The organism is Dactylosporangium sp. CS-047395 (assembly GCF_050942185.1).
Classification (GTDB): Bacteria; Actinomycetota; Actinomycetes; order Mycobacteriales; family Micromonosporaceae; genus Dactylosporangium.
This window is the reverse complement of record NZ_CP192015.1, coordinates 5455587-5474586: the sequence shown is the minus strand read 5'-3', so window position 1 is coordinate 5474586 and position 19000 is coordinate 5455587. Positions and strand designations below refer to the sequence as shown.

Here is a 19000-nt window from a genome sequence, read left to right as displayed (position 1 = left end):
CGCCGTGACCACCGTGACCGCCGACCCGCCCGCGAGCCGGACCGAGCGCTTCACCGCGATCCCGGTCCTGCGCTACGTCCCCGGCGTGCTGCTGCTCGTCGCGATCGGGCTGGCCGGCAAGTGGGCCCAGGCCGAGCTGAAGATCATCGCGGCGAACACGCACACGCACCTGCCCGACATCGAGTACGTCCTGTGGGCCATCGTCCTCGGCCTGATCATCGCCAACACGGTCGGCCTGCACCCGATCTTCCGGCCCGGGGTCGGCACCTACGAGTTCTGGCTGAAGATCGGCATCGTGCTGCTCGGCGCCCGGTTCATCCTCGGCGACCTGGCCAAGGTCGGCGGGGTCAGCCTCGGCCTGATCCTCATCGACGGCACCATCGCGGTCACCACCGTGCTGCTGCTGAGCAAGCTGTTCGGGCTCAAGGGCAAGCTCGCCTCGCTGCTGGCCATCGGCACCGCGATCTGCGGCGTCTCGGCCATCATCGCCGGCAAGGGCGCGATCGACGCCGACGACGAGGAGTCCGGCTACTCCATCGCCGCGATCCTCACCCTGGGCGCCGTCGCGCTGTTCACGTTCCCGGCCATCGGCCACGGCCTCGACCTGAGCCAGCACGCGTTCGGGCTGTGGGCCGGGCTGGCCGTGGACAACACCGCCGAGACCACCGCCACCGGCGCCATCTACGGCCCGGAGGCGCAGAACGTCGCCGTGCTCGTCAAGAGCACCCGCAACGCGCTGATCGGCTTCGTGGTGCTCGGGTTCGCGCTCTACTGGGCCTCCCGCGGCCAGGCCAAGACGATCGAGAAGGGCAGCCGGGCGCGGTTCCTGTGGGAGAAGTTCCCCAAGTTCGTGCTGGGCTTCATCGCCGTCTCGGCCCTGGCCACCTGGGGCGTGTTCACCAAGGCCGACATCACCAGCCTCGGCAACGTCTCCAAGTGGGCGTTCCTGCTCACCTTCGCCGGGGTCGGCCTGAACACCGACTTCCGCGCCTTCGCCAGGAGCGGCTGGCGGCCGTTCATCGTCGGCGCCCTGTCCCTGGCCGTCGTCGCCGTCACCTCGCTGCTGCTGGTGCTGGGCGCGACCGCCGTGTTCGATCTCGGGTGACGTGCCGCATGACACTCCGGGGCGATATTCCGGTCGATCCGATCGGATTTGGGGAATAGAGGTTGCCATGGCCCTTCCCGACTTCCTGATCGCCGGGGTACCCAAGGCGGGCACCTCGGCGCTGCACGCCGCGCTGGCGCCGCACCCCGGGCTGTACCTCTCGGCCGTCAAGGAGCCCAAGTTCTTCCTCACCGACGGGCCGCCGCCGCGCCGGGGCGGCCCCGGGGACGTGCAGACCTACCAGGAGCACGTGTGGCGGCGCGAGGACTACGAGGCGCTGTTCGACCCGGCCCCGCCCGGCACCCTGCGCGGCGAGGCGACCCCGTTCTACCTGCACGACCTGGACTCGCACGCGCGGATCGCCAAGCTGCTGCCCGCGGTGCGGATCATTCTGGTACTGCGGGACCCGGTGGACCGGGCCCACTCGAACTGGGCCCACCTGTTCGGGGCGGGGCTCGAGTCCGAGTCCGACTTCCTGCGCGCGGTCGAGCTGGAGCCGCGGCGCAAGGCCGCCGGGTGGGCCGCGTTCTGGCACTACACGGAGCTCGGGCAGTACGGCAGCCAGCTCGAGCACCTGCTCCGCCACGTCGACCGGTCGCGGGTGCTGCTGCTGCGCTACCGCGACCTGCGCGACGCCCCGGCGACCACGCTGGACCGGGTGTGCGCGTTCCTCGGCGTGGCCACCGGGCTGCTGGCCGAGGCGCCGCCGGAGAACGTCCGGCGGTTCGTCGACGACACGCCCGCGAACGCCGTCATCCGGTTCGCGCTGCGCACCGGCGGGCGGATCGGGCACCACTTCCCGGTGCCGGTGCGGGTCGCGGCCCGTACGCCGCTGCTGAACCTCCTGCACCGCCGGCACGGCAGCCGCCCGCGGGTGACCCCGGCGGAACGTGCGGCGCTGCTGCCTCGTTTCGCCGAAGAGATCCGCAAGCTGGAGAATGTCAGCGGAGAGTCGTACGCCGACTGGCTGAGCCTGGAGCACGCCAGCCGGTACACGCCGAAGGGAGCCACCTCTTGAACGTGCCGCCACCGCCACCACTCCCCCGCCTGCACGACTCCGCCGTGGCGGTCGCCCCGCCCGACGGCGGCACCGGCACCTGGGCGGGCGCCCCGAGCGCGTGGCGGCACGGCGAGGACATCTACCTCGCGTACCGGCTGCGCCGCCCGATCGGCGAGGGCCGCGGCTACGCCAACGTGGTCGCCCGCTCCGCCGACGGCGTGCGGTTCACCCCGGTCGCCGAGGTGCACAAGGACCGCTTCGGCGGCGCCTCCCTGGAGCGGCCCGCGCTCGTGCGCACGCCGGAGGGCCGGTGGCGGCTCTACGTCAGCGTCGCCACCCCCGGCACCAAGCACTGGCGGGTCGACGTCCTCGAGGCCGGTTCGCCGGACGAGCTCACCGACGCGCCGGCCAAGACGGTCCTGCCCGGCGATCACACGGTCGGCGTCAAGGACCCGGTGGTGTACTGCGACGGCGCCCAATGGCACCTCTGGGCCTCCTGCCACCCCCTCGAGACCGACGAGCACGCCGACCGCATGTCCACCTGGTACGCGACCAGCCCCGACGGCCTCGCCTGGCAGTGGCGGGGCGTCGCGCTGGCCGGCCGCCCCGGCGCCTGGGACGCCCGCGGCGTGCGGGTCTCGGCCGTCCTGCCCACCGCCGGCGGGATCGTGGCCACCTACGACGGGCGGGCCACGGCGGAGGAGAACTGGGAGGAGCGCACCGGCGTCGCCACCGGCACCTTCGCCGCCCTCACCGCCACCGACGGCGAGCCGCTCACCTCCCCGCACGCCCCCGGCGGCCTGCGCTACCTCAGCGTCGTCGCCCTGCCCGACGGCCGGCACCGGGTCTACTACGAGATGACCCGCGAGGACGGCGCCCACGAGCTGCGCACCGAGCTCGTCTGATCATGTCCTGCTACGTTTGCGGAAGGTGAGCCGGGAAGTCTGGTCGGCGCTGGCCCGACCGACCCCGGAGGAAGACCTGTATGGCCCGCCGCATCGCCGAGATCCTGCGCACCGAGACCGCGGGCGGGGTCCTGCTGCTCATCGCCGCCCTGGTCGCCTTCGGATGGGCGAACTCGCCGTGGGCGGCGTCCTACAAGACGTTCGGCGGGCTGCACCTCGGCGGCCTGACGCTCGCCGAGTGGTCCGCCGACGGCCTGCTCGCGATCTTCTTCTTCGTGGCCGGCCTCGAACTCAAGCGCGAGTTCGTCGCCGGTGACCTGCGCGAACCGCGGCGGGCCGCGCTGCCCGTGGCCGCCGCGGTCGGCGGGATGATCGTGCCGGCGCTGCTGTACACCCTGGTCAACGCGACCATGCCGGACGGGCAGCCGCGCGGCTGGGCGGTGCCGAGCGCCACCGACATCGCCTTCGCGCTCGCCGTGCTGGCCGTCGCCGGATCGCGGACCCCGCCCGCGCTGCGCACGTTCCTGCTCACCCTGGCCGTCGTCGACGACCTGCTGGCCATCCTCGTCATCGCCGTCGCGTACACCGCCGGCCTGGCCGTGCTGCCCCTGCTCCTCGCGGCCGTCCCGCTCGCCGCGTTCGCCTGGGTGGTGCGCCGCGGCGGCCGGGGCACCCGCTGGCTGCTCGCCCCGCTCGCGCTCGCGGTGTGGGTGCTGGTGCACGCTTCGGGGGTACACCCGACCGTCGCCGGCGTCGCGCTCGCCTTCACGGTGCCCGTCGCCCGGACCGACGGCGACGACGACCCCGCCGGGCGCCTGGAACACTGGTGGCGGCCGGTGTCCGCCGGGTTCGCCGTGCCCGTCTTCGCGTTCTTCGCCGCCGGTGTACCCCTCGCCGGCGCCGCCGCCCTCGCACCCGCCCTGCGCGACCCGATCACCATCGGGGTCCTCGCCGGGCTCATCCTGGGCAAGCCGATCGGCGTCCTGGCCACGTCCTGGCTCACCGCCCGCGCCGCCGGCACCGGCCTGCCCGAGGGCCTCACCTGGCGCGACCTGACCGCCGGCGGCCTGCTGGCCGGCATCGGCTTCACCGTGTCGCTGCTCATCGCCGAGCTCGCGTTCGGCCCCGGCACCCCCGCCAACGACCACGCCCGCCTGGCCATCCTGCTGGCCTCGTGCGTCTCCGCGGCCGCCGCCACGCTGCTGATGCGGATCCGTCCCGCCGGACGCTGAACACCAGCGTCCCGGACACCTCAGCGCCGCGGCCGTGCCCGGTCGCCGAACGCAGAGTGCCGAGGTGGCCGACCGCGGCGGTGCCGTCGTTCCACGCAGCGGCGCCGACGACGAACCTGCCGGCCCGCCGGTCGTCGCCGGCCGATCGAGTCGCGCCCGGGCGGTCAGGCGCCGCGCGTCAGCTTGCCGCGGGCCACCAGGTGCTGGTGCGGGGCATGGTCGCCGCCGGGATGGTCGGGCAGGTCCTGGTCGGCGTGGTCGGCGTGGAACAGCGCCTCGGCGAGCAGGGCGCGCACGTGGGTATCGGCGGCGGAGTAGTGCACGAAGGTGCCTTCCCGGCGGCCCTTGACCAGCCCGGCGAGGCGCAGCTTGGCCAGGTGCTGGCTCACCGCGGTCGGGGCGGCGCCGACGAGCTCGGCCAGGCACGCCACCGACGACTCGCCCTGCAGCAGCGCCCACAGGATCTTGATCCGGGTCGGGTCGGCGAGCAGCCGGAACCCCTCGGCGGCGAGGTGGACCTGCTCGTCGTTCGGCATCCGGAAGTCGGGCAGCTCGGTGTGCACCCGACCAGCGTAGCGGCATCCTCGACCAGCTGTCTGCTCATCTGCTTGGCTATCTGCATGCCTACGCAGGTATGGTTGCTTCTCGTGACCCTGACCTCGACCCAACCGGCCACCCCGGCGACGGCCGCACCGTCCCCGGCCCGGCCGCGCCGGCTCGGCGCGCGCATGTGGGCGTTGGCGGAGATCCGCTGGGCGGCGATCGCCGCGGTGCTGTTCGCCGCGGGCGGGCTCGCCCAGCTGTCCGGGGCTCCGGCGGCGGTGTGGTGGAGCCTCTACCTGGCCTGCTACGTCACCGGCGGGTGGGAACCGGCCCTGGCCGGCCTGCGCGCCCTGCGAAGGCGCATGCTGGACGTCGACCTGCTGATGATCGTCGCCGCGATCGGCGCGGCGTCGATCGGGCAGGTCTTCGACGGGGCGCTGCTCATCGTCATCTTCGCCACCTCCGGCGCGCTCGAGGCGTTCGCCACCGCCCGCACCGCCGACTCCGTCCGGGCCCTGCTCGACCTCGCCCCGGACCAGGCCACCCGCCTCGACCCCGGCGGCACCGAGACCGTGGTTCCCGCCGCCGGCCTCGTCGTCGGCGACCTCATCCGCGTCCGGCCCGGGGAACGCATCGGCGCCGACGCGGTCGTCGTGACCGGGGACAGCGACGTGGACCAGGCCACCATCACCGGGGAGCCGCTGCCGGTGGCGAAGACGGCCGGGGACGAGGTGTTCGCCGGCACCCTCAACGGCACCGGCGCGCTGACCGCCCGGGTGCACCGCGCGGCCGGCGACACGGTCATCGCCCGGATCGTCGCCATGGTCGGGCAGGCGTCCGCGACGAAGTCCCGCGCCCGGCTGTTCATCGAACGCATCGAGCAGCGGTACTCCATCGGCGTCGTCGTGGCCACCCTCGCCCTCTTCGCCGTCCCGTTGCTGTTCGGCGCCGGCCTGCAGCCGACCCTGCTGCGGGCGATGACGTTCATGATCGTCGCCTCGCCCTGCGCGGTCGTCCTCGCGACCATGCCGCCGCTGCTGTCCGCGATCGCCCTCGCCGGCCGGCACGGCGTCCTCGTCAAGTCCGCCGTCGTCATGGAGCAGCTCGCCGGCACCACCGTCGTCGCCTTCGACAAGACCGGCACCCTCACCACCGGCGCGATCCGCGTCACCGGCGTCCACCCTGCCACCGGCGCCGGCCTCGACGAGGCGAGCCTGCTGCGCCTCGTGGCCGCCGTCGAAACGCACAGCGAACACCCGCTCGGCGCCGCCATCGTCACGGCCGCCCGGGAACACGGCCTGCGGATCCCGCCCGCCGAGCACTTCCGCTCCGCCCCGGGCCACGCCGTCGCGGCGACCATCGGCGGCCGTCACGTCCGGGCCGGCAAGCCCACCCTGTTCGACGCGGTCGACCCGGCCGAGGCGGACGGTGCGGTCCTGGCCCAGGTGCGCCAGGTCGTGACCGACGCCCAGGACGCCGGGCGAACCGCGGTCGCCGTCGTCGTCGACGGCCGACCGGCCGGCGTGATCGTCCTCGCCGACCAGGTCCGGGCCGAGGCCGCCACCACCGTCGCCGCCCTGGCCACCGTGACCGGTACCGCGCCGGTGCTGCTGACCGGCGACAACGCCGGCGCCGCCCGGCGCCTCGCCGCCGCCACCGGCATCGTGCAGGCCCACGCGGGCCTGCTGCCCTCGGACAAGGTCGAACGGGTTCGCGCCCTGCAACAGCAGGGCGGGCGGGTGATGCTCGTCGGCGACGGCGTCAACGACGCCCCCGCGCTGGCCACCGCCGACCTCGGCGTGGCCATGGGCCGCCACGGCTCCGACCTCGCCCTCACCAGCGCCGACCTGGTCCTCGTCCGCGACGACCTCACCACCCTGCCCCCGCTCATCGCCCTGTCCCGGCGAGCCCGCCGCGTCGTCGTGGCGAACCTCGTCATCGCCGGTGCGTTCATCGCCGTCCTCGTCGCCTGGGACCTCTTCGCCGACCTGCCGCTGCCGCTCGGCGTGGCCGGGCACGAGGGCTCCACCGTGATCGTCGGCCTCAACGGCCTGCGCCTGCTCACCGGCGCCGCCTGGCGGCGCGCAACCCGCGATGCCGCGCCCCGAGCCGCCGCGGAACTGCCGGATCGACCGGCCGCGCGAACCGCCGGCCTATGCTGAGATCGCCTCCGCGATGCTCGGGAACGTCGGCAGGTACTTGGCCGCCCGGGCCGCCTCCAGCACCGCCTGTGCCTCGGCCGACGGGCCGGCCAGCCGCAGGGCGCCGCCGCCGGTGACGGCCACGGCCGCCGCCGCGCGCAGGACGGTCAGGGCGGTGAGGTCGCACGGCCGGGCCTCGGCCAGGTCGACGACGATCGTCGCGCCCCGGTTCTGCAGCAGGCTCTCCAGGGCCGCGTGCAGCGTCATCGCGTGCGCGGCGATCATCGGCCCCCGCACGGTGAGCACGTCGGCGTCGCCCACGCGGCTCACGTGCAGGTGCAGATTGGACATGCAGGCACGCTAGCGGCGCGCCCATCCGGACGGGATCGTCCGTGTGACCGCTACCGGGGGTCGATCCGGATGAGCGTCTGCTGGCCGGCCGCGACCAGGGTCCGCCGTTCGCCCCGCTCGGCGAAGACGTCCAGCCGGCACACCGTGAGCGTCCGCCCGGAGCGCAGCACCGTGCCGACCGCCTCGAGGAACTGGCCGTCCGCGGGCGCCAGCAGGTTCATCTTGTACTCCACGGTCAGCACCTCGCTCCCCGCCGGAAAGACGGTCAGCGCCGCGTACCCGCCGGCGCTGTCGGCGATCGCGCTCGTGGCGCCGGCGTGGAAGTACCCGTGCTGCTGGGTCAGTTCCTCCCGCGCGTCGAGCCGGATGTGCACCGTGCCCGCGCCGACGTGGGTGATCCGGGCGCCGAGGTGGCGCATCAGGCCCTGCCGGGCGAAGCTCTCCAGAATCCGCTCCTCCACGTGCCGATGATGCAGCATGTAGGGTGCGACGGGTGACCACGGGTGGCTTCTCGGCGCGCCGGCTGACCAGACTGCGGAATCTCCTGGAGCGCTGGGTCGAGACCGGCTTCGTGCCCGGTGCGGTGGCGGTGCTGGCGCGGCACGGCGCCGTACACGTGGAGCAAACAGGAACGCTCGCCTTCGCCGGGCCTGGATCGTCGGCCCCGATGGGGACCGGGACGATCGTCCGGCTGGGCTCGATGGGCAAGCCGCTCGCCGCCGCCTGCCTGATGACCCTGGTCGAGGACGGCACCCTGCGCCTCGACGACCCGGTCGACGACCTGCTGCCGGAGCTGGCCGAGCGGCGGGTGCTCGCCGACCCGGGCGGGCCGCTGGCCGACACGGTGCCCGCGCACCGGGCGATCCTCGTCCGGGACCTGCTGACGTACACCCTCGGCATCGGCATGGTGCCCGCCGAACCGGGGACGGTGCCGATCGCCGACGCCATCGACGCGATCGGTCAGCCGGAGCCGGACGAGTACCTCCGGCGCCTCGGTGCCCTGCCGCTGGTGCGGCAGCCGGGCGACGCGTGGATGTACGACACGGCCGGCGACGTGACCGGGGTGCTCGTGGCCCGCGCGACCGGCCAGTCGTTCGGCGCCGCGCTGCGGGAGCGGATCTGCGAGCCGCTGGGAATGTCCGACACCGGGTTCAGCGTCGCCGCGGCGGGGCTCGACCGGCTGGCCACGGCGTACGTCCCGGTCAGCGGCCCGGAAATCGAGGACGGCCCCGACGGCCGGTTCAGCCGTCCGCCCGCGTTCGAGTCCGGCGGCGGCGGGATCGTGTCGACGGCCGCGGACTGGCTCACCTTCGCGTCCTCGCTGCGGTCGTACGGTGTGCTGTCGCGGCCGGCGGTGACCCTGATGACCAGCGACCAGCTGACGCCGGAGCAGAAGGCGAACGGCGGGTTCGGGCCCGGGTACCTCGCCGCGATCGGCTGGGGCTTCGGGATGTCGGTCCGCACCCGCCGCACCGACCTCGGCCCGTCCGTCGGCAGCTACGGGTGGCACGGGTTCTACGGCACCGCCTGGTACACCGATCCCGCCGAGGACCTGACGACCATCCTCATGATCCAGCGCGCGCACGCGGGCAACCAGCAGCTGCCGCACGCGCGCGACTTCTGGACCGCCGTGTACCAGGCGATCGACTAGCCGTTGGGCTTGAAGATGGCCTTGCCGCGGAACTTCGCCGCGACCGTCAGCGCCTCGGCGTGCTCGCCCAGCCCGAACTCCCCGGCGATCGGGTACGGGGTGCTGGCGGCGGCGCACTCGCGGTACAACGAGGCCACCTTCTCGACGCTGGTCTGCCGCCGCAGCCAGGTGACCACCCAGAACCCGCGCAGGCACTGGCTGGTGTAGACCAGGTTCGGACTGGACACCCGGGCCGGTTCGCCGCTCATGCCGGCGTAGACGGCGACGGTGCCGTACGGTGCGATCGCGTCGAGCAGCCGCTGGGTCGACTCGCCGCCGACGCCGTCCAGCGCGAGCTCGACCGGCGCCCGGTCCGTCGCCGCCGCGATCCGCCGCGCCAGGTCGGGGCCGTCGACCAGCACGACGTCGCCGCCGAGCGCGGTGAGCTCCGCGACCACCTCCGCGCGGCGCACCACGTTGACCGTGCGCAGGCCGCGGGCCCGGGCCAGCGCGATCACGGACCGCCCGACACCCGAGTTCGCCGCGTTCTGGATCACCCACTCGCCCGCCCGCGGCCGCACGAACTCGGTCAGCAGCAGGCACGCGGTCGGCGGGTCGATCCCGAGCATCGACAACTGGCCGACGTCGCCCTTCGGCAGCGGCCGCAGCCACGGCACGTCCGTCTTGACCCGCTCGGCCCACGCGTTGCTCAGCAGCGGCACCAGGGTCCGGTCCCCCTCCCGCACGTAGTCGACGTCCCGCCCGACGGCCGCGACCCGGCCGACCCCCTGGGCGCCGAGCAGGTGCGGCAGCGGCGGGAGGTAGCCGTAGGTGCCGGCGATGATGGCCAGGTCGGTCGGCTCGACCGGCGACGCCTCGACGTCGATGACCACCTCCCCGGCCCGCGGCGCGCCGACGTCGGGCACCTCGACGAGCCGGACCACTTCGCACGGATCGCCGCGCGCGGCAAGCTGCAGCGCCTTCACCGGGACGCTCCCCTCGCCGGTCCGGCAAGCACCGCCCACGCGACGCGGGCGGCACCGGTGACGAGCGTGAGGTGGCGAATCACTGGACGGCCCTCCAGTTCGCGGATACTTGCGCTGCTGTGCTGCGACATCTCCACAGGCCTGGAATCTCCAGCCTACGTCGCCGAACGGGGCCGTGCGGTGGGCGCGGTTGTGCTCTACTGCTGGCGTGCAGCGACGTGCCAGGCGGCTGTCGGCCGTGGCGATCCTCCTGGCCGTGGCCGCGGCCGCCGGGGTGGCTGGGTGGAGGTGGCACGAGCGGCCGCCGTACGGGCCCGGCGCGCTGCACGCCCAGGCGACGCTTGAACAAGTCGGATCTTCGTCGGGCGGGTGAGCTCGACGCCGCCGGGCGGGGTGCGGGGCGGGGGCTCGCTGCGCATCGTGGTGCTGGACCAGCGGCGGCATCGCATGCCCGGGTTCGTCGCCGTGCACGCCGCGCGGCCCGATCGGGTTGCCGCCGGGACCGACGGGGCGCTCGACCGGGCGGAACGGCGGTATCCGTGGCTGCGGGGCGTGACCACGGGCAGCGCCGTCTCGGTGTGGGCGGTCGATGCCTCGCCGGTGACGATCCAGGCTGTGCTGCGCGACGTGGCCGTCGAGGATCTGCTGGTCGCGCTCATCGGTGTGGGGCCCGGCGGGCAGGTGTTCTGGGCGGAGCGGCTCCTGCACTGACGGGCGATGTATCAGAACGCCGCCTCGGACATCTTTCCTGTGTCCGGACCATCAGCTGGGGGCGGCGATGACGTTCAACATCGGCAATCAGCGTGCGGCCAATATCAACAACGTGGCCGGCAACCAGTACAACGCCGGGGGTCAGCACGCGAGCGTGACGATCGGCGAGGCGCATGCCGCGGTGCGGGCGTTGCAGGCTGCCGTGCAGCGGCTCGCGGTGCCGGAGGACCTGCGCGGGCACCTGTTGCGGGACGCGGCGGCGGTGGAGCGGGCGGTCGTCGCCGGTACGGCCGACAAGCCCGAAGTGGGGGGCCGGCTCGAGCGGGTCACGCGGGCGTTGTCGCATGCCGGGGCGCTCGCCGCGGCCGGGGCCGGGCTCGTCGGGCCGCTCACGACGCTCGGGCAGTGGCTCGGGCCGGCCGGGTCCGCGCTCCTCGCGCTGTTGCGGTGAGTGCCGTGTTTCTCGAGGTGATGGGGCACGGCGGGAACGGGCTCCGGATTCCCGTCGGGGGCGGGCCGACGACGATCGGGCGGGCCACGGTGCTCAACGATCCGTCGGTGAGCCGGGTGCACGCGGCGATCGAGGTGCACGGCGGGCGGCTCGTGGTGCGGGACCTGAACTCCAGCAACGGCACGTACGTCAACGGGCGGCGGATCACCGGGCCGGTGCCGGTCGGCGAGGGCGACATCGTGGCGTTCGGGCACGTCGAGACCCAGCTGGTGATGGCCGCGGCGCCGGGGTACCGGCCGGTGTACGACGTGCGCGACCAGCACGCCGGCGGGAGCATCCACAACGTCGCCGGCAACCAGTACAACAACTACGAGGTCCAGCGGGAGAGCTTCCTGGCCGAGATCGCGGCCCGCAAGAGCTGGGGGCGCTGGCTGGTGTGGCTCGGCATCGTGGCCAACGTGGTCGGCTTCGGGATGTTCGCCTACGGGGTGCTCGGGTTCATCCAGGCCATCCCGGACGTCACCATCGACACGCCGCAGTCCGAGGTGCCCTCGCCGTTCGGGCCGGACGCGGGCGGGGTGCCGCTGGGGATCATCGGGTTCGCGATCGCCGGGGTCGGCGGGTTCCTGCTCATCATCGGGATCGTGTTCCACGTCAGCGCCGCCGCGCGGCGGCGGAAGATGGAACAGACCCTCAGGCCTCGCCGGTACTGATCCGCGCCCCGACCCCCGCCGGCAGCGGATAGGGGCGCTCGACCGGCAGCCGGGCGGCCGCCTCGTCGTCGCGCCCGGCGTCGAGCAGCGCCCGGATCTCCCGGACGGTTCCCGTGATGTCGGTGATGGCGGCGGTCCACTCGTCCACGTACCGGTCGACCGCCGCGCCGGACAGGCCGACCTGCAGCGAGCGGTACGGCAGCGCCTGCAACCGCAGCGACCGCTCCGGGTCCCACTGCACCCGCACCGGGCTGGTCCTGAGCTGCTCGGACCACGCCGCCCGGTCCGGGTGCAGGTCGCGGTCGTAGTGGCTGAGCGCGGCGTTGGCGAGGGCCCACTCGAAGCCCGCCCGGGTGAGCTCGATCGCCAGCACCCGCTCCTGCCCGGGCTTGGCGGCCCAGCCGCAGCGGTACATCATCCACAGGAACGACGGCTTGATCCACGTCATCCGCTCGCGCCGGAACGGCGGCCCGAACCGCCCGGCCGCGACCGCGGGCCCGGCGATCTCCGGTGGGTACGCCTGGTACACCGTGATGGTCGCGTCCGTCCAGGCGGCGCGGATCTGGCGGGCGGGCACGGCGACGGGCGGGGACACGGACGGGGACACGGCACCGATCATAGGAGCCGGTGCTCGTGGGCCAGCACGACGGCGCCGATGCGGTCGCGGACCTGCAGCTTGCCGAGGATCCGGCGGACGTGGGTCTTCACCGTCGTCTCGCCGAGGTGGAGCCGGTCGGCGATCTCGAGGTTGCTCAGGCCCCGCGCGATCAGCCCGAGCACCTCCCGCTCGCGCTCGGTGAGCCGGCCCAGCCGGGGGTCGCGCGGGGACTCGGTGGCCACGTGCCGGTCCAGCAGGCGGCGGGTCACCGACGGCGCGACCATCGTGTCGCCGCGCAGGACGCCGCGGATCGCGACCAGCATCTCGGCGGCGGGCGCGTCCTTCACCAGGAAGCCGTCGGCCCCGGCGCGCAGGGCCCCGAACGCGTACTCGTCCAGGTCGAACGTCGTGATCATGAGGATCCGGGTGGCGGGCACAACGGCGCGCATCCGGGCCGCCGCGCTCACCCCGTCCAGACCCGGCATCCGTACGTCCAGCAGCACCACATCCGGCCGGTGCGCGACGACGGCGCGGACCGCCGCCGGCCCGTCCGCCGCCTCGCCGACGACGGTCAGGTCGGGCTGGCTGTCCACCACCATGCGCAGTCCCATCCGCATCAGCTCCTGGTCGTCGCAGACGAGGACGCGGGACGGTGCGCGGTCGGTCATCAGCCCATCCTGTCGGCACCCGCCTGTGGATCCGCTGTGACGAGCGGCAGCGTGGCGAGCACCCGGAAGCCGCCCTCCGGCCGCGGCCCCGCCTCGAGGGTGCCGCCGAGCGCCGTGACCCGCGCCCGCATCCCGGCCAGGCCCCGCCCCGACGACGGCAGCCGCGGCTCGGCATCGCCTGCACCGCCGTCGCGAACCTCGATCCGCAGCACCCGTCCCGGCCCCGGCTCCCCGAGCGCGACGAAGGCCTCGACGCAGACCCCGGCCCCGCCGTGCTTGACCGCGTTGGTCAGGGCCTCCTGGACGATCCGGTACGCGTGCTCGACCACCCCGGCCGGCACGCCCGACGCGCTGCCCGTGATCCGCAGCGTGGCACCCGGGATGCCCGCCGTCAGCCGGTGCAGGTCCGGCCAACCAACAGCTTCCCCGTCCAGTACCGTCAGCAGCCGGCGCAGGTCGGCCAGCGCGGCCCGGCCGGTGGTGCTCACGAGGTCGAGCGTCCGGTCCACCACGGCCGGGTCGGTGTGGCGCATCAGCCGGGCCCCCTCGGCGTTGACGACCATGACGCTCACGCTGTGCGAGAGCCCGTCGTGCAGCTCCCGCGCGATGCGGGCCCGCTCCTGCGCGGCCGCCGCCCGCACGAGGGCCCGCCGTTCGGCGCCGAGGTACGCCCGGCGGGCCCGCACCAGCTCGGCCAGCAGCCAGACGGTGGCGAGCGACAGCGCGTAGGTGAGCACGCTCCACCGGGCGTCCACCCCGGTGCCGAGGGCCCAGACGGTGAAGAAGGCGCCCGCGGCGACGGCGGCGGCGGCACCGGTCCGGCGGCGGCCGCGCACGATCAGGGTGTACAACATGATCTGCATCGATAGGTGCGCCAGGGGCAACCGGTCGGCCCAGACGTGGCCGAGCAGCCCGGCCCAGGCGGCGGCGAGCACGACGGCGGTCATCGCGCCCGGCCGGCGCCGGCGCCACAGCAGCGGCAGCACGAGGCCGCTCAGGACGGCGACCTGCACCCAGAAGGGCCTCCCGGCCGGCGGGTCCACGAGCGCGGGGAGCACGAGGAGCAGGGCGAGCACGGCGTCGACGGTACTCCCGCGGGAGGACCACGACGGCCCGCCGGGACGACGACCGGTGACGCCCGCCGCTCCTAGCGTCGCCGCCATGTCCATCCTCACCGAGTTCCTGCGCCGGCCGTTGACGACCGGGGCGATCGCCGCCAGCTCACCCGCGCTGGCCCGCCGGATGACCGACGGCCTCGGCCTCGAGCGGGCCCGCACCGTGGTCGAGCTGGGCCCCGGCACCGGCGTGGTCACCGACGCCATCCTGGGCCGGGTCGCGCCGGGCACCCTGGTCGTCGCCGTCGAGCTGAACGGGCGGCTGGCGGGGCGGCTGATCCGGCGGTACCACGGAAGGCCCGTCGAGATCGTGCACGGCTCCGCCGCCGACCTGGCCCGGCTGGTTTCCGGCCCGGTCGACGCGGTCGTGTCGGGGCTGCCGTGGACCGTGATGGCCGCGCCGGTCCGGGCGCGCATCCTCGACGCCGTCACGGCCGTGCTCGCCCCGGACGGCTGCTTCGCCACCTTCGCCTACGCGCACGCGGCCTGGACGCCGCCCGCCCGCCGGTTCGCCGGCGAGCTGGAGCGGCGCTTCGCGGCCACGACGACGAGCCGGCTGGTGTGGGGCAACCTGCCGCCGGCCTTCGTGCACCGAGCCGCCGGCCCGCTGCCGGTCAGGACGCCACGAGCCGGCGGCGGAACTCGGCGTACGCGGACTGCATGACCTCGTTGAGCCGCTCCAGCTCCGCCTGCTGCGGCTCCCGGGACAGCTCGACGTTGACCCGGAAGTCGCCGCCGGTCACCTCGACGTGGACGTCGGCCAGCAGGCCGCGCGGCACCTTGCTGAGCACGAACTCGCGGTACGCCCGGGCGATCGTGTCCGGCATGTCGCCGCAGCCGCAGGTGCGGCCCTCCAGCACGGCGCCGAGGTGGCTGCGGCCGATCATCGCGTCGGGGTGCACCGGGTCGAGCACGGCCAGGCCCTGCTCGATCACGCCGCGGGCCTCGGCGAGGCGGTTCTGGTGCTGCAGGAACAGCCCGAGCGCGATCCGGCCGCGGCCGAGCAGCTCGTAGTCGGCGCCGGTCTCGGCGGCCCGCACGGCGTCGGCCAGGGCGCGCTCGGCGTCGGCCGGGCGGTCGGCGTCCCGCAGGGCCAGCCCCCAGTTGCGCAGCACCTGGCTGACCAGCTCGGGGCGGCCGAGGCGGGTGGCGCGCTCGTACGCCGAGGAGTACGCGCGCAGGCCCGCCTCCTGGTCGCCGGCATCGCCGTGCGCGAGGGCCAGGCCCAGGGCGACCTGGAGCGCCGCCTCGGCCTGGCCCTGGCGGTCGTGGGAGGCCAGGACCCGCTGGATGGCCTCGATCCGGCCGGTCTGGTCGCCGCTGTCCCGGCCGAGGTTCGCGATGCGGGACAGGGTGGCGAGGGTGGCCCGGTGGTCGGGGCCGAGCCGGGCCTCGAGCAGGGCGACGAGCTCGGTGAGCAGCGGCCGCCCGGCGCCGGAGCGGGCGAGCACGGCCCCGGCGAGGTCCTCGATCAGCTCCGCGGGCAGCCGCTCGGCGCCGGCGAACGCGGGCTCCGCCGGGCCCTGGGCGCGCACGATCTCGGCCCGCAGCGCCATCGCGACCACGACCCGCGGGTGCCGGGCGGCGTCGAGGTTGGCCACCATCTCCTCGGCGACCGCGCGGGCCCCGGCGAGGTCGCCGCGGTCCAGCAGCAGCTCGGCGAGGGGTTCCAGGCCGAAGCCGAAGCCGGCGTGGTCGCGCCCGTAGAAGGCCGCCCGTTCCTCGGCGCCGCGGCGCAGCTCCGCCTCGGCCTCGTCGAGCCGCCCGGCCAGCCGCAGCGCCCCGCCGAGGTTGCTCACATAGGTCAGGTGGTCCTTGTGCAGCTCCGGGAAGTCGCGCGGCGACACCGAGACGGCGGCCCGATAGCAGTCGATGGCGCGGGGCACCTGGTCGGCGTTGATGAGCACGTTGCCGAGGTCGCACTGCACAGAGGCCCATTCCGGGGTACCGGCACCGTGCCGGGCGGTCACCGCCTGCACCTCGCGCACCATGAGCGCCTCGGCCTCGACGAGCCGCCCGTCCTGCAGCAGCGCGACGGCGGCGTCGAACGGCGTGGGAGTGATGGTCACGACGCGGCAGTCTACGCAGGGCGGGGGGTGCGGAGGCGTTGGCGGTACCGCAGCGGGGATTCACCGATCTCGCGCTTGAACGCGGTGCTGAAGGCGCTCTCCGAGCCGTAGCCGAGCTCGGCGGCGAGCGCTGCGACCCGCACGTCGGGGTCGCGCAGGGCGCGCTGGGCGAGCACCATCCGCCAGCGCGCCAGGTACGTCAGCGGCGGCGTGCCGGCGACCGTGCGGAACCGCGCGGCGAAGGTGGTCCGGGACATGCCGGCGGCCCGGGCGAGCTCGGCCAGCTCCCAGGCCCGGCCGGGCTGCTCGTGCAGGAGCCGCAGCGCCGGGGCCAGGGGCTCGTCGGCCAGCAGCCGCAGCCACCCGGTCGGCGGCTGTTCCTGTTCGAGGTACGCGCGCAGCACCTCCAGGAGGATCAGCTGGCCGTTCTGCCGGATGGCGAACGCCGAGCCGAGCCGGCCGCTGGAGGCCTCGACGAAGTGCTGCGCGACGAGGGCGGCCAGCCGGGACGCGGCCGGGGTCCGGGCCCGGACGTGAACGAGGCCCGGCAGCGCGGTGCGGAGCAGTTCCAGCCCGGCCGGGTTGACGCCGACCCAGCCGCCGACGAGCACGTCGTCGGTGGCCAGGTCGGCCGCGGCCAGCGCCAGGGAGTCGAAGCCCAGCTCGGGGATCAGCTCCCGCGGCGGGCCGTCGCCCCGGCCGCCGCGCATGTCCAGGGAGGTGCGGTGGTTGAGCAGCACGACGTCGCCGGGCGCGAGGTCGACCGGGCCGTCCGGGCCGCCGGGCCCGTCGACGCTGAGCCGCGCGGATCCGGCGACCAGCGCGGCGAGCTTCAGCGGTTGCCCGATCGTGTGGCGGGAGGCCCAGGGCCCGCGCACCGCGAACCCGCCGGTGATCACGCTGCGGACCTCGACCTGGTCGAAGACGTCGGACAGCGCATCCGTGGCAGGCATGGTTCGTACTCTGACGCAAGAAATCCGGACTCGCAATGATTCCGCGTCCGGCCGGCGAAGATCAGACTGGACGCATGACACGTTCCCAGGCACCGCTGCCGACCCCGTTCACCGCCGCCTCCACCGCGACCGACGTCCTGGCGGGCGTCGACCTCAGCGGCCGGAACGCGATCGTCACCGGCGGGCACGGCCGGCTCGGCCGGGAGGTCACCCGCGCGCTCGCCGCGGCCGGCGCCGCCGTGACCGTCGCCGCCCGCGACCCCGAGCGGGCCTCGGCGGCCGTCGACGGCATCCCCGGCGTGCGGGTCGAGCGGCTGGACCTCGCCGACCCGGCCTCCGTCGACGCGTTCGCCGCGCGCTGGATGGACTCCGGCGTTGCGCTGCACATGCTGGTCAACAACGCGGCGCTGATGTTCGGCCCGCAGCGGCGGCTCGACGCCCGCGGCCACGAGCTGCAGTTCTCGACCGCGCACCTCGGGCACTTCCAGCTCACCCGGGCGCTGCTGCCGGCCCTGCGCGCGGCGGGCGGCGCGCGGGTGCTCAACGTGACCTCGGGGGCGGCCCGGTTCGGCGAGATCCGCTGGGACGACCTGGACTTCGCGTCCGGCTACGATCCGGCGGCCGCGTACGGGCAGGCCAAGCGGGCGAACGTGCTGTTCACCGTGGAGCTGGACCGGCGCTTCGCGGCCGAGGGCATCCGATCCTTCGCGGCGCACCCGGGCGTCATCGTCGGCCCGGGCCCGCACACCGGGGAGCGGCTGGCATCCCTGCGCGCGCAGGGCCTCGTCGACGAGCACGGCACCCCGGTCATCGACCCGGCGGCCGGCAAGAAGACCATCGAGCAGGGCGCCGCGACCCTCGTGTTCGGCGCGGCCAGCCCGCTGCTCGCCGGGGTCGGCGGCGTGTACCTCAAGGACAGCGACGTGGCCCCGCTCGACGACGAGGTGCGCCCGCTGACCGCCGACAGCATCCCGTCCGACGCCAACTCGGCGATGCTCGACCCGGCCGACGCCCGCCGCCTCTGGGACCTGAGCGAGAAGCTCCTCGACTGACCCGAGGGCTTAGGTTAGGCTGCCCTTACTCAAGGGACTGGGGGTGGCCGACGTGGGGCCGACGCTTTTCGAGATCGCGCGGACGCTGGCGTTCGGGCGCGTGGCCGGGACGGTCAAGGCGGCCGCCTCGTTCGACGCGCTGCCGGTGCCGCACGCCGCCGACGAGCAGGGGCGGCCGCTGCTGCTGGCCCGCACCGGCAGCGGGGCCGACCGGGACCTGGCCGGGCTGGCCCGGCGGCAGGTGCCCGTGGTGCTGACCGTCGACGACCACCCGCCGCTGCTGGGCTCGCCGAGCCTCGGGCGGGTCCGGATCACCGGGCGGCCGGTGCGGCTCGACCCGGTCGCGGGCCGGGCCGCCGCGCACGTGTTCGCACTGGCCAACCCGGTCGCCGACCTGCTCGACGTGGGGGTGAGCGCGGCGCTGTACCGCGTCGAGGCCGACCAGGTCCGCGTCCGCCATCAGCACACCTGGCACGTGCTCGACCGGGCCGGGTACGCCGCCGCCCGGCCCGATCCGCTGCACGAGGACGAGAAGCACCTGCTCGCCGACCTGGCCGGGCACCACGCGGCCGAGATCGGGGCGTACCTGCGGACCCGGCTCGCCGCGGCCGGCACGCCGGTGAAGCAGGCGGTGCCGATGCGGCTGGACCGGTACGGGTTCACGGTGGCGACCGGGGCGGGCGTCTGGCATCGCGTCGACTTCCCCGCCCCGGTGCACGACGCGAGCGAGCTCTCCACGCTGCTGCACGGCGTGCTCTTCCACGGCGACCGCTAGCA

General features: G+C 74.8%; 21 protein-coding genes. 12 read left to right on the top strand and 9 right to left on the bottom strand.

Annotated features, from left to right (window positions below):
- The first annotated feature begins 4 nt into the window (after positions 1 to 4).
- From ACQP00_RS25810 to nhaA, 4 genes are all read left to right on the top strand, one after another.
- The gene (locus ACQP00_RS25810; protein WP_433223316.1) at positions 5 to 1105 is read left to right on the top strand and encodes a YeiH family protein; all 1101 of its coding nucleotides are present in this window, start codon (positions 5 to 7) and stop codon (positions 1103 to 1105) included.
- A gap of 67 nt (positions 1106 to 1172) precedes the next feature.
- Entirely contained in the window at positions 1173 to 2123 is a 951-nt protein-coding gene (locus ACQP00_RS25805) for a sulfotransferase family protein (protein WP_433223314.1), read from the top strand.
- 2 nt (positions 2124 to 2125) lie between these two features.
- Complete coding sequence (locus ACQP00_RS25800; protein ID WP_433223981.1) at positions 2126 to 3010, top strand: hypothetical protein; 885 nt, start codon at positions 2126 to 2128, stop codon at positions 3008 to 3010.
- A gap of 80 nt (positions 3011 to 3090) precedes the next feature.
- Positions 3091 to 4242, top strand: a complete 1152-nt coding sequence (nhaA, locus tag ACQP00_RS25795) for a Na+/H+ antiporter NhaA (RefSeq protein ID WP_433223312.1) — start codon at positions 3091 to 3093, stop codon at positions 4240 to 4242.
- A gap of 164 nt (positions 4243 to 4406) precedes the next feature.
- On the opposite strand, the gene ACQP00_RS25790 is transcribed toward nhaA, so the two are convergent.
- Positions 4407 to 4805, bottom strand: a complete 399-nt coding sequence (locus ACQP00_RS25790) for an ArsR/SmtB family transcription factor (RefSeq protein WP_433223310.1) — start codon at positions 4803 to 4805, stop codon at positions 4407 to 4409.
- Between the two features lie 84 nt (positions 4806 to 4889).
- On the opposite strand from ACQP00_RS25790, the gene ACQP00_RS25785 reads away from it, so the two are divergent.
- On the top strand, positions 4890 to 6947 hold the full coding sequence (locus ACQP00_RS25785) for a heavy metal translocating P-type ATPase (RefSeq protein ID WP_433223308.1): 2058 nt from the start codon (positions 4890 to 4892) through the stop codon (positions 6945 to 6947).
- Here ACQP00_RS25785 and ACQP00_RS25780 read toward each other — a convergent pair.
- A complete protein-coding gene (locus tag ACQP00_RS25780) occupies positions 6939 to 7277 on the bottom strand; it encodes an STAS domain-containing protein (protein ID WP_433223306.1) in 339 nt (112 codons plus the stop codon). The two genes, ACQP00_RS25785 and ACQP00_RS25780, sit on opposite strands and share 9 nt — an antisense overlap.
- A 50-nt stretch (positions 7278 to 7327) precedes the next feature.
- Complete coding sequence (locus ACQP00_RS25775; protein WP_433223304.1) at positions 7328 to 7738, bottom strand: PaaI family thioesterase; 411 nt, start codon at positions 7736 to 7738, stop codon at positions 7328 to 7330.
- 32 nt (positions 7739 to 7770) lie between these two features.
- Here ACQP00_RS25775 and ACQP00_RS25770 point away from each other — a divergent pair, with 32 nt between their 5' ends.
- Positions 7771 to 8928, top strand: a complete 1158-nt coding sequence (locus tag ACQP00_RS25770) for a serine hydrolase domain-containing protein (protein WP_433223302.1) — start codon at positions 7771 to 7773, stop codon at positions 8926 to 8928.
- Here the strand turns inward: ACQP00_RS25770 and ACQP00_RS25765 are convergent.
- Positions 8925 to 9893 (bottom strand): zinc-dependent alcohol dehydrogenase family protein, encoded by a 969-nt coding sequence (locus ACQP00_RS25765; protein WP_433223300.1) that lies wholly within the window; start codon positions 9891 to 9893, stop codon positions 8925 to 8927. The two genes, ACQP00_RS25770 and ACQP00_RS25765, sit on opposite strands and share 4 nt — an antisense overlap.
- 369 nt (positions 9894 to 10262) lie before the next feature.
- Here ACQP00_RS25765 and ACQP00_RS25760 point away from each other — a divergent pair, with 369 nt between their 5' ends.
- The 3 genes from ACQP00_RS25760 (at position 10263) to ACQP00_RS25750 (ending at position 11768) form a co-directional block, all read left to right on the top strand.
- Positions 10263 to 10604 (top strand): hypothetical protein, encoded by a 342-nt coding sequence (locus ACQP00_RS25760; protein ID WP_433223298.1) that lies wholly within the window; start codon positions 10263 to 10265, stop codon positions 10602 to 10604.
- A gap of 67 nt (positions 10605 to 10671) precedes the next feature.
- On the top strand, positions 10672 to 11055 hold the full coding sequence (locus tag ACQP00_RS25755; protein ID WP_433223296.1) for a hypothetical protein: 384 nt from the start codon (positions 10672 to 10674) through the stop codon (positions 11053 to 11055).
- A gap of 5 nt (positions 11056 to 11060) precedes the next feature.
- The gene (locus ACQP00_RS25750) at positions 11061 to 11768 is read left to right on the top strand and encodes an FHA domain-containing protein (RefSeq protein WP_433223294.1); all 708 of its coding nucleotides are present in this window, start codon (positions 11061 to 11063) and stop codon (positions 11766 to 11768) included.
- Here ACQP00_RS25750 and ACQP00_RS25745 read toward each other — a convergent pair.
- Genes ACQP00_RS25745 through ACQP00_RS25735 form a run of 3 tightly spaced genes read right to left on the bottom strand, consistent with a single transcriptional unit; the run spans position 11749 to position 14197 of the window.
- A complete protein-coding gene (locus tag ACQP00_RS25745; RefSeq protein WP_433223292.1) occupies positions 11749 to 12375 on the bottom strand; it encodes a DUF4291 domain-containing protein in 627 nt (208 codons plus the stop codon). The two genes, ACQP00_RS25750 and ACQP00_RS25745, sit on opposite strands and share 20 nt — an antisense overlap.
- A gap of 8 nt (positions 12376 to 12383) precedes the next feature.
- Entirely contained in the window at positions 12384 to 13034 is a 651-nt protein-coding gene (locus ACQP00_RS25740; protein ID WP_433223290.1) for a response regulator, read from the bottom strand.
- Positions 13034 to 14197 carry a sensor histidine kinase gene (locus tag ACQP00_RS25735; protein WP_433223288.1) on the bottom strand — a complete coding sequence of 388 codons (1164 nt, stop codon included), beginning with the start codon at positions 14195 to 14197 and terminating at the stop codon, positions 13034 to 13036. The genes ACQP00_RS25740 and ACQP00_RS25735 overlap by 1 nt, the downstream gene beginning before the upstream one ends.
- Here ACQP00_RS25735 and ACQP00_RS25730 point away from each other — a divergent pair.
- A complete protein-coding gene (locus ACQP00_RS25730; protein WP_433223286.1) occupies positions 14196 to 14813 on the top strand; it encodes a class I SAM-dependent methyltransferase in 618 nt (205 codons plus the stop codon). The two genes, ACQP00_RS25735 and ACQP00_RS25730, sit on opposite strands and share 2 nt — an antisense overlap.
- Here the strand turns inward: ACQP00_RS25730 and ACQP00_RS25725 are convergent.
- Both ACQP00_RS25725 and ACQP00_RS25720 read right to left on the bottom strand, forming a co-directional pair.
- Entirely contained in the window at positions 14764 to 16218 is a 1455-nt protein-coding gene (locus ACQP00_RS25725) for a hypothetical protein (RefSeq protein WP_433223284.1), read from the bottom strand. The two genes, ACQP00_RS25730 and ACQP00_RS25725, sit on opposite strands and share 50 nt — an antisense overlap.
- A gap of 11 nt (positions 16219 to 16229) precedes the next feature.
- On the bottom strand, positions 16230 to 17171 hold the full coding sequence (locus ACQP00_RS25720) for an AraC family transcriptional regulator (protein ID WP_433223282.1): 942 nt from the start codon (positions 17169 to 17171) through the stop codon (positions 16230 to 16232).
- Between the two features lie 74 nt (positions 17172 to 17245).
- On the opposite strand from ACQP00_RS25720, the gene ACQP00_RS25715 reads away from it, so the two are divergent.
- Both ACQP00_RS25715 and ACQP00_RS25710 read left to right on the top strand, forming a co-directional pair.
- Entirely contained in the window at positions 17246 to 18223 is a 978-nt protein-coding gene (locus tag ACQP00_RS25715) for an SDR family NAD(P)-dependent oxidoreductase (RefSeq protein WP_433223280.1), read from the top strand.
- Between the two features lie 52 nt (positions 18224 to 18275).
- Entirely contained in the window at positions 18276 to 18998 is a 723-nt protein-coding gene (locus tag ACQP00_RS25710) for a DUF2470 domain-containing protein (protein ID WP_433223277.1), read from the top strand.
- Positions 18999 to 19000: the final 2 nt, after the last annotated feature.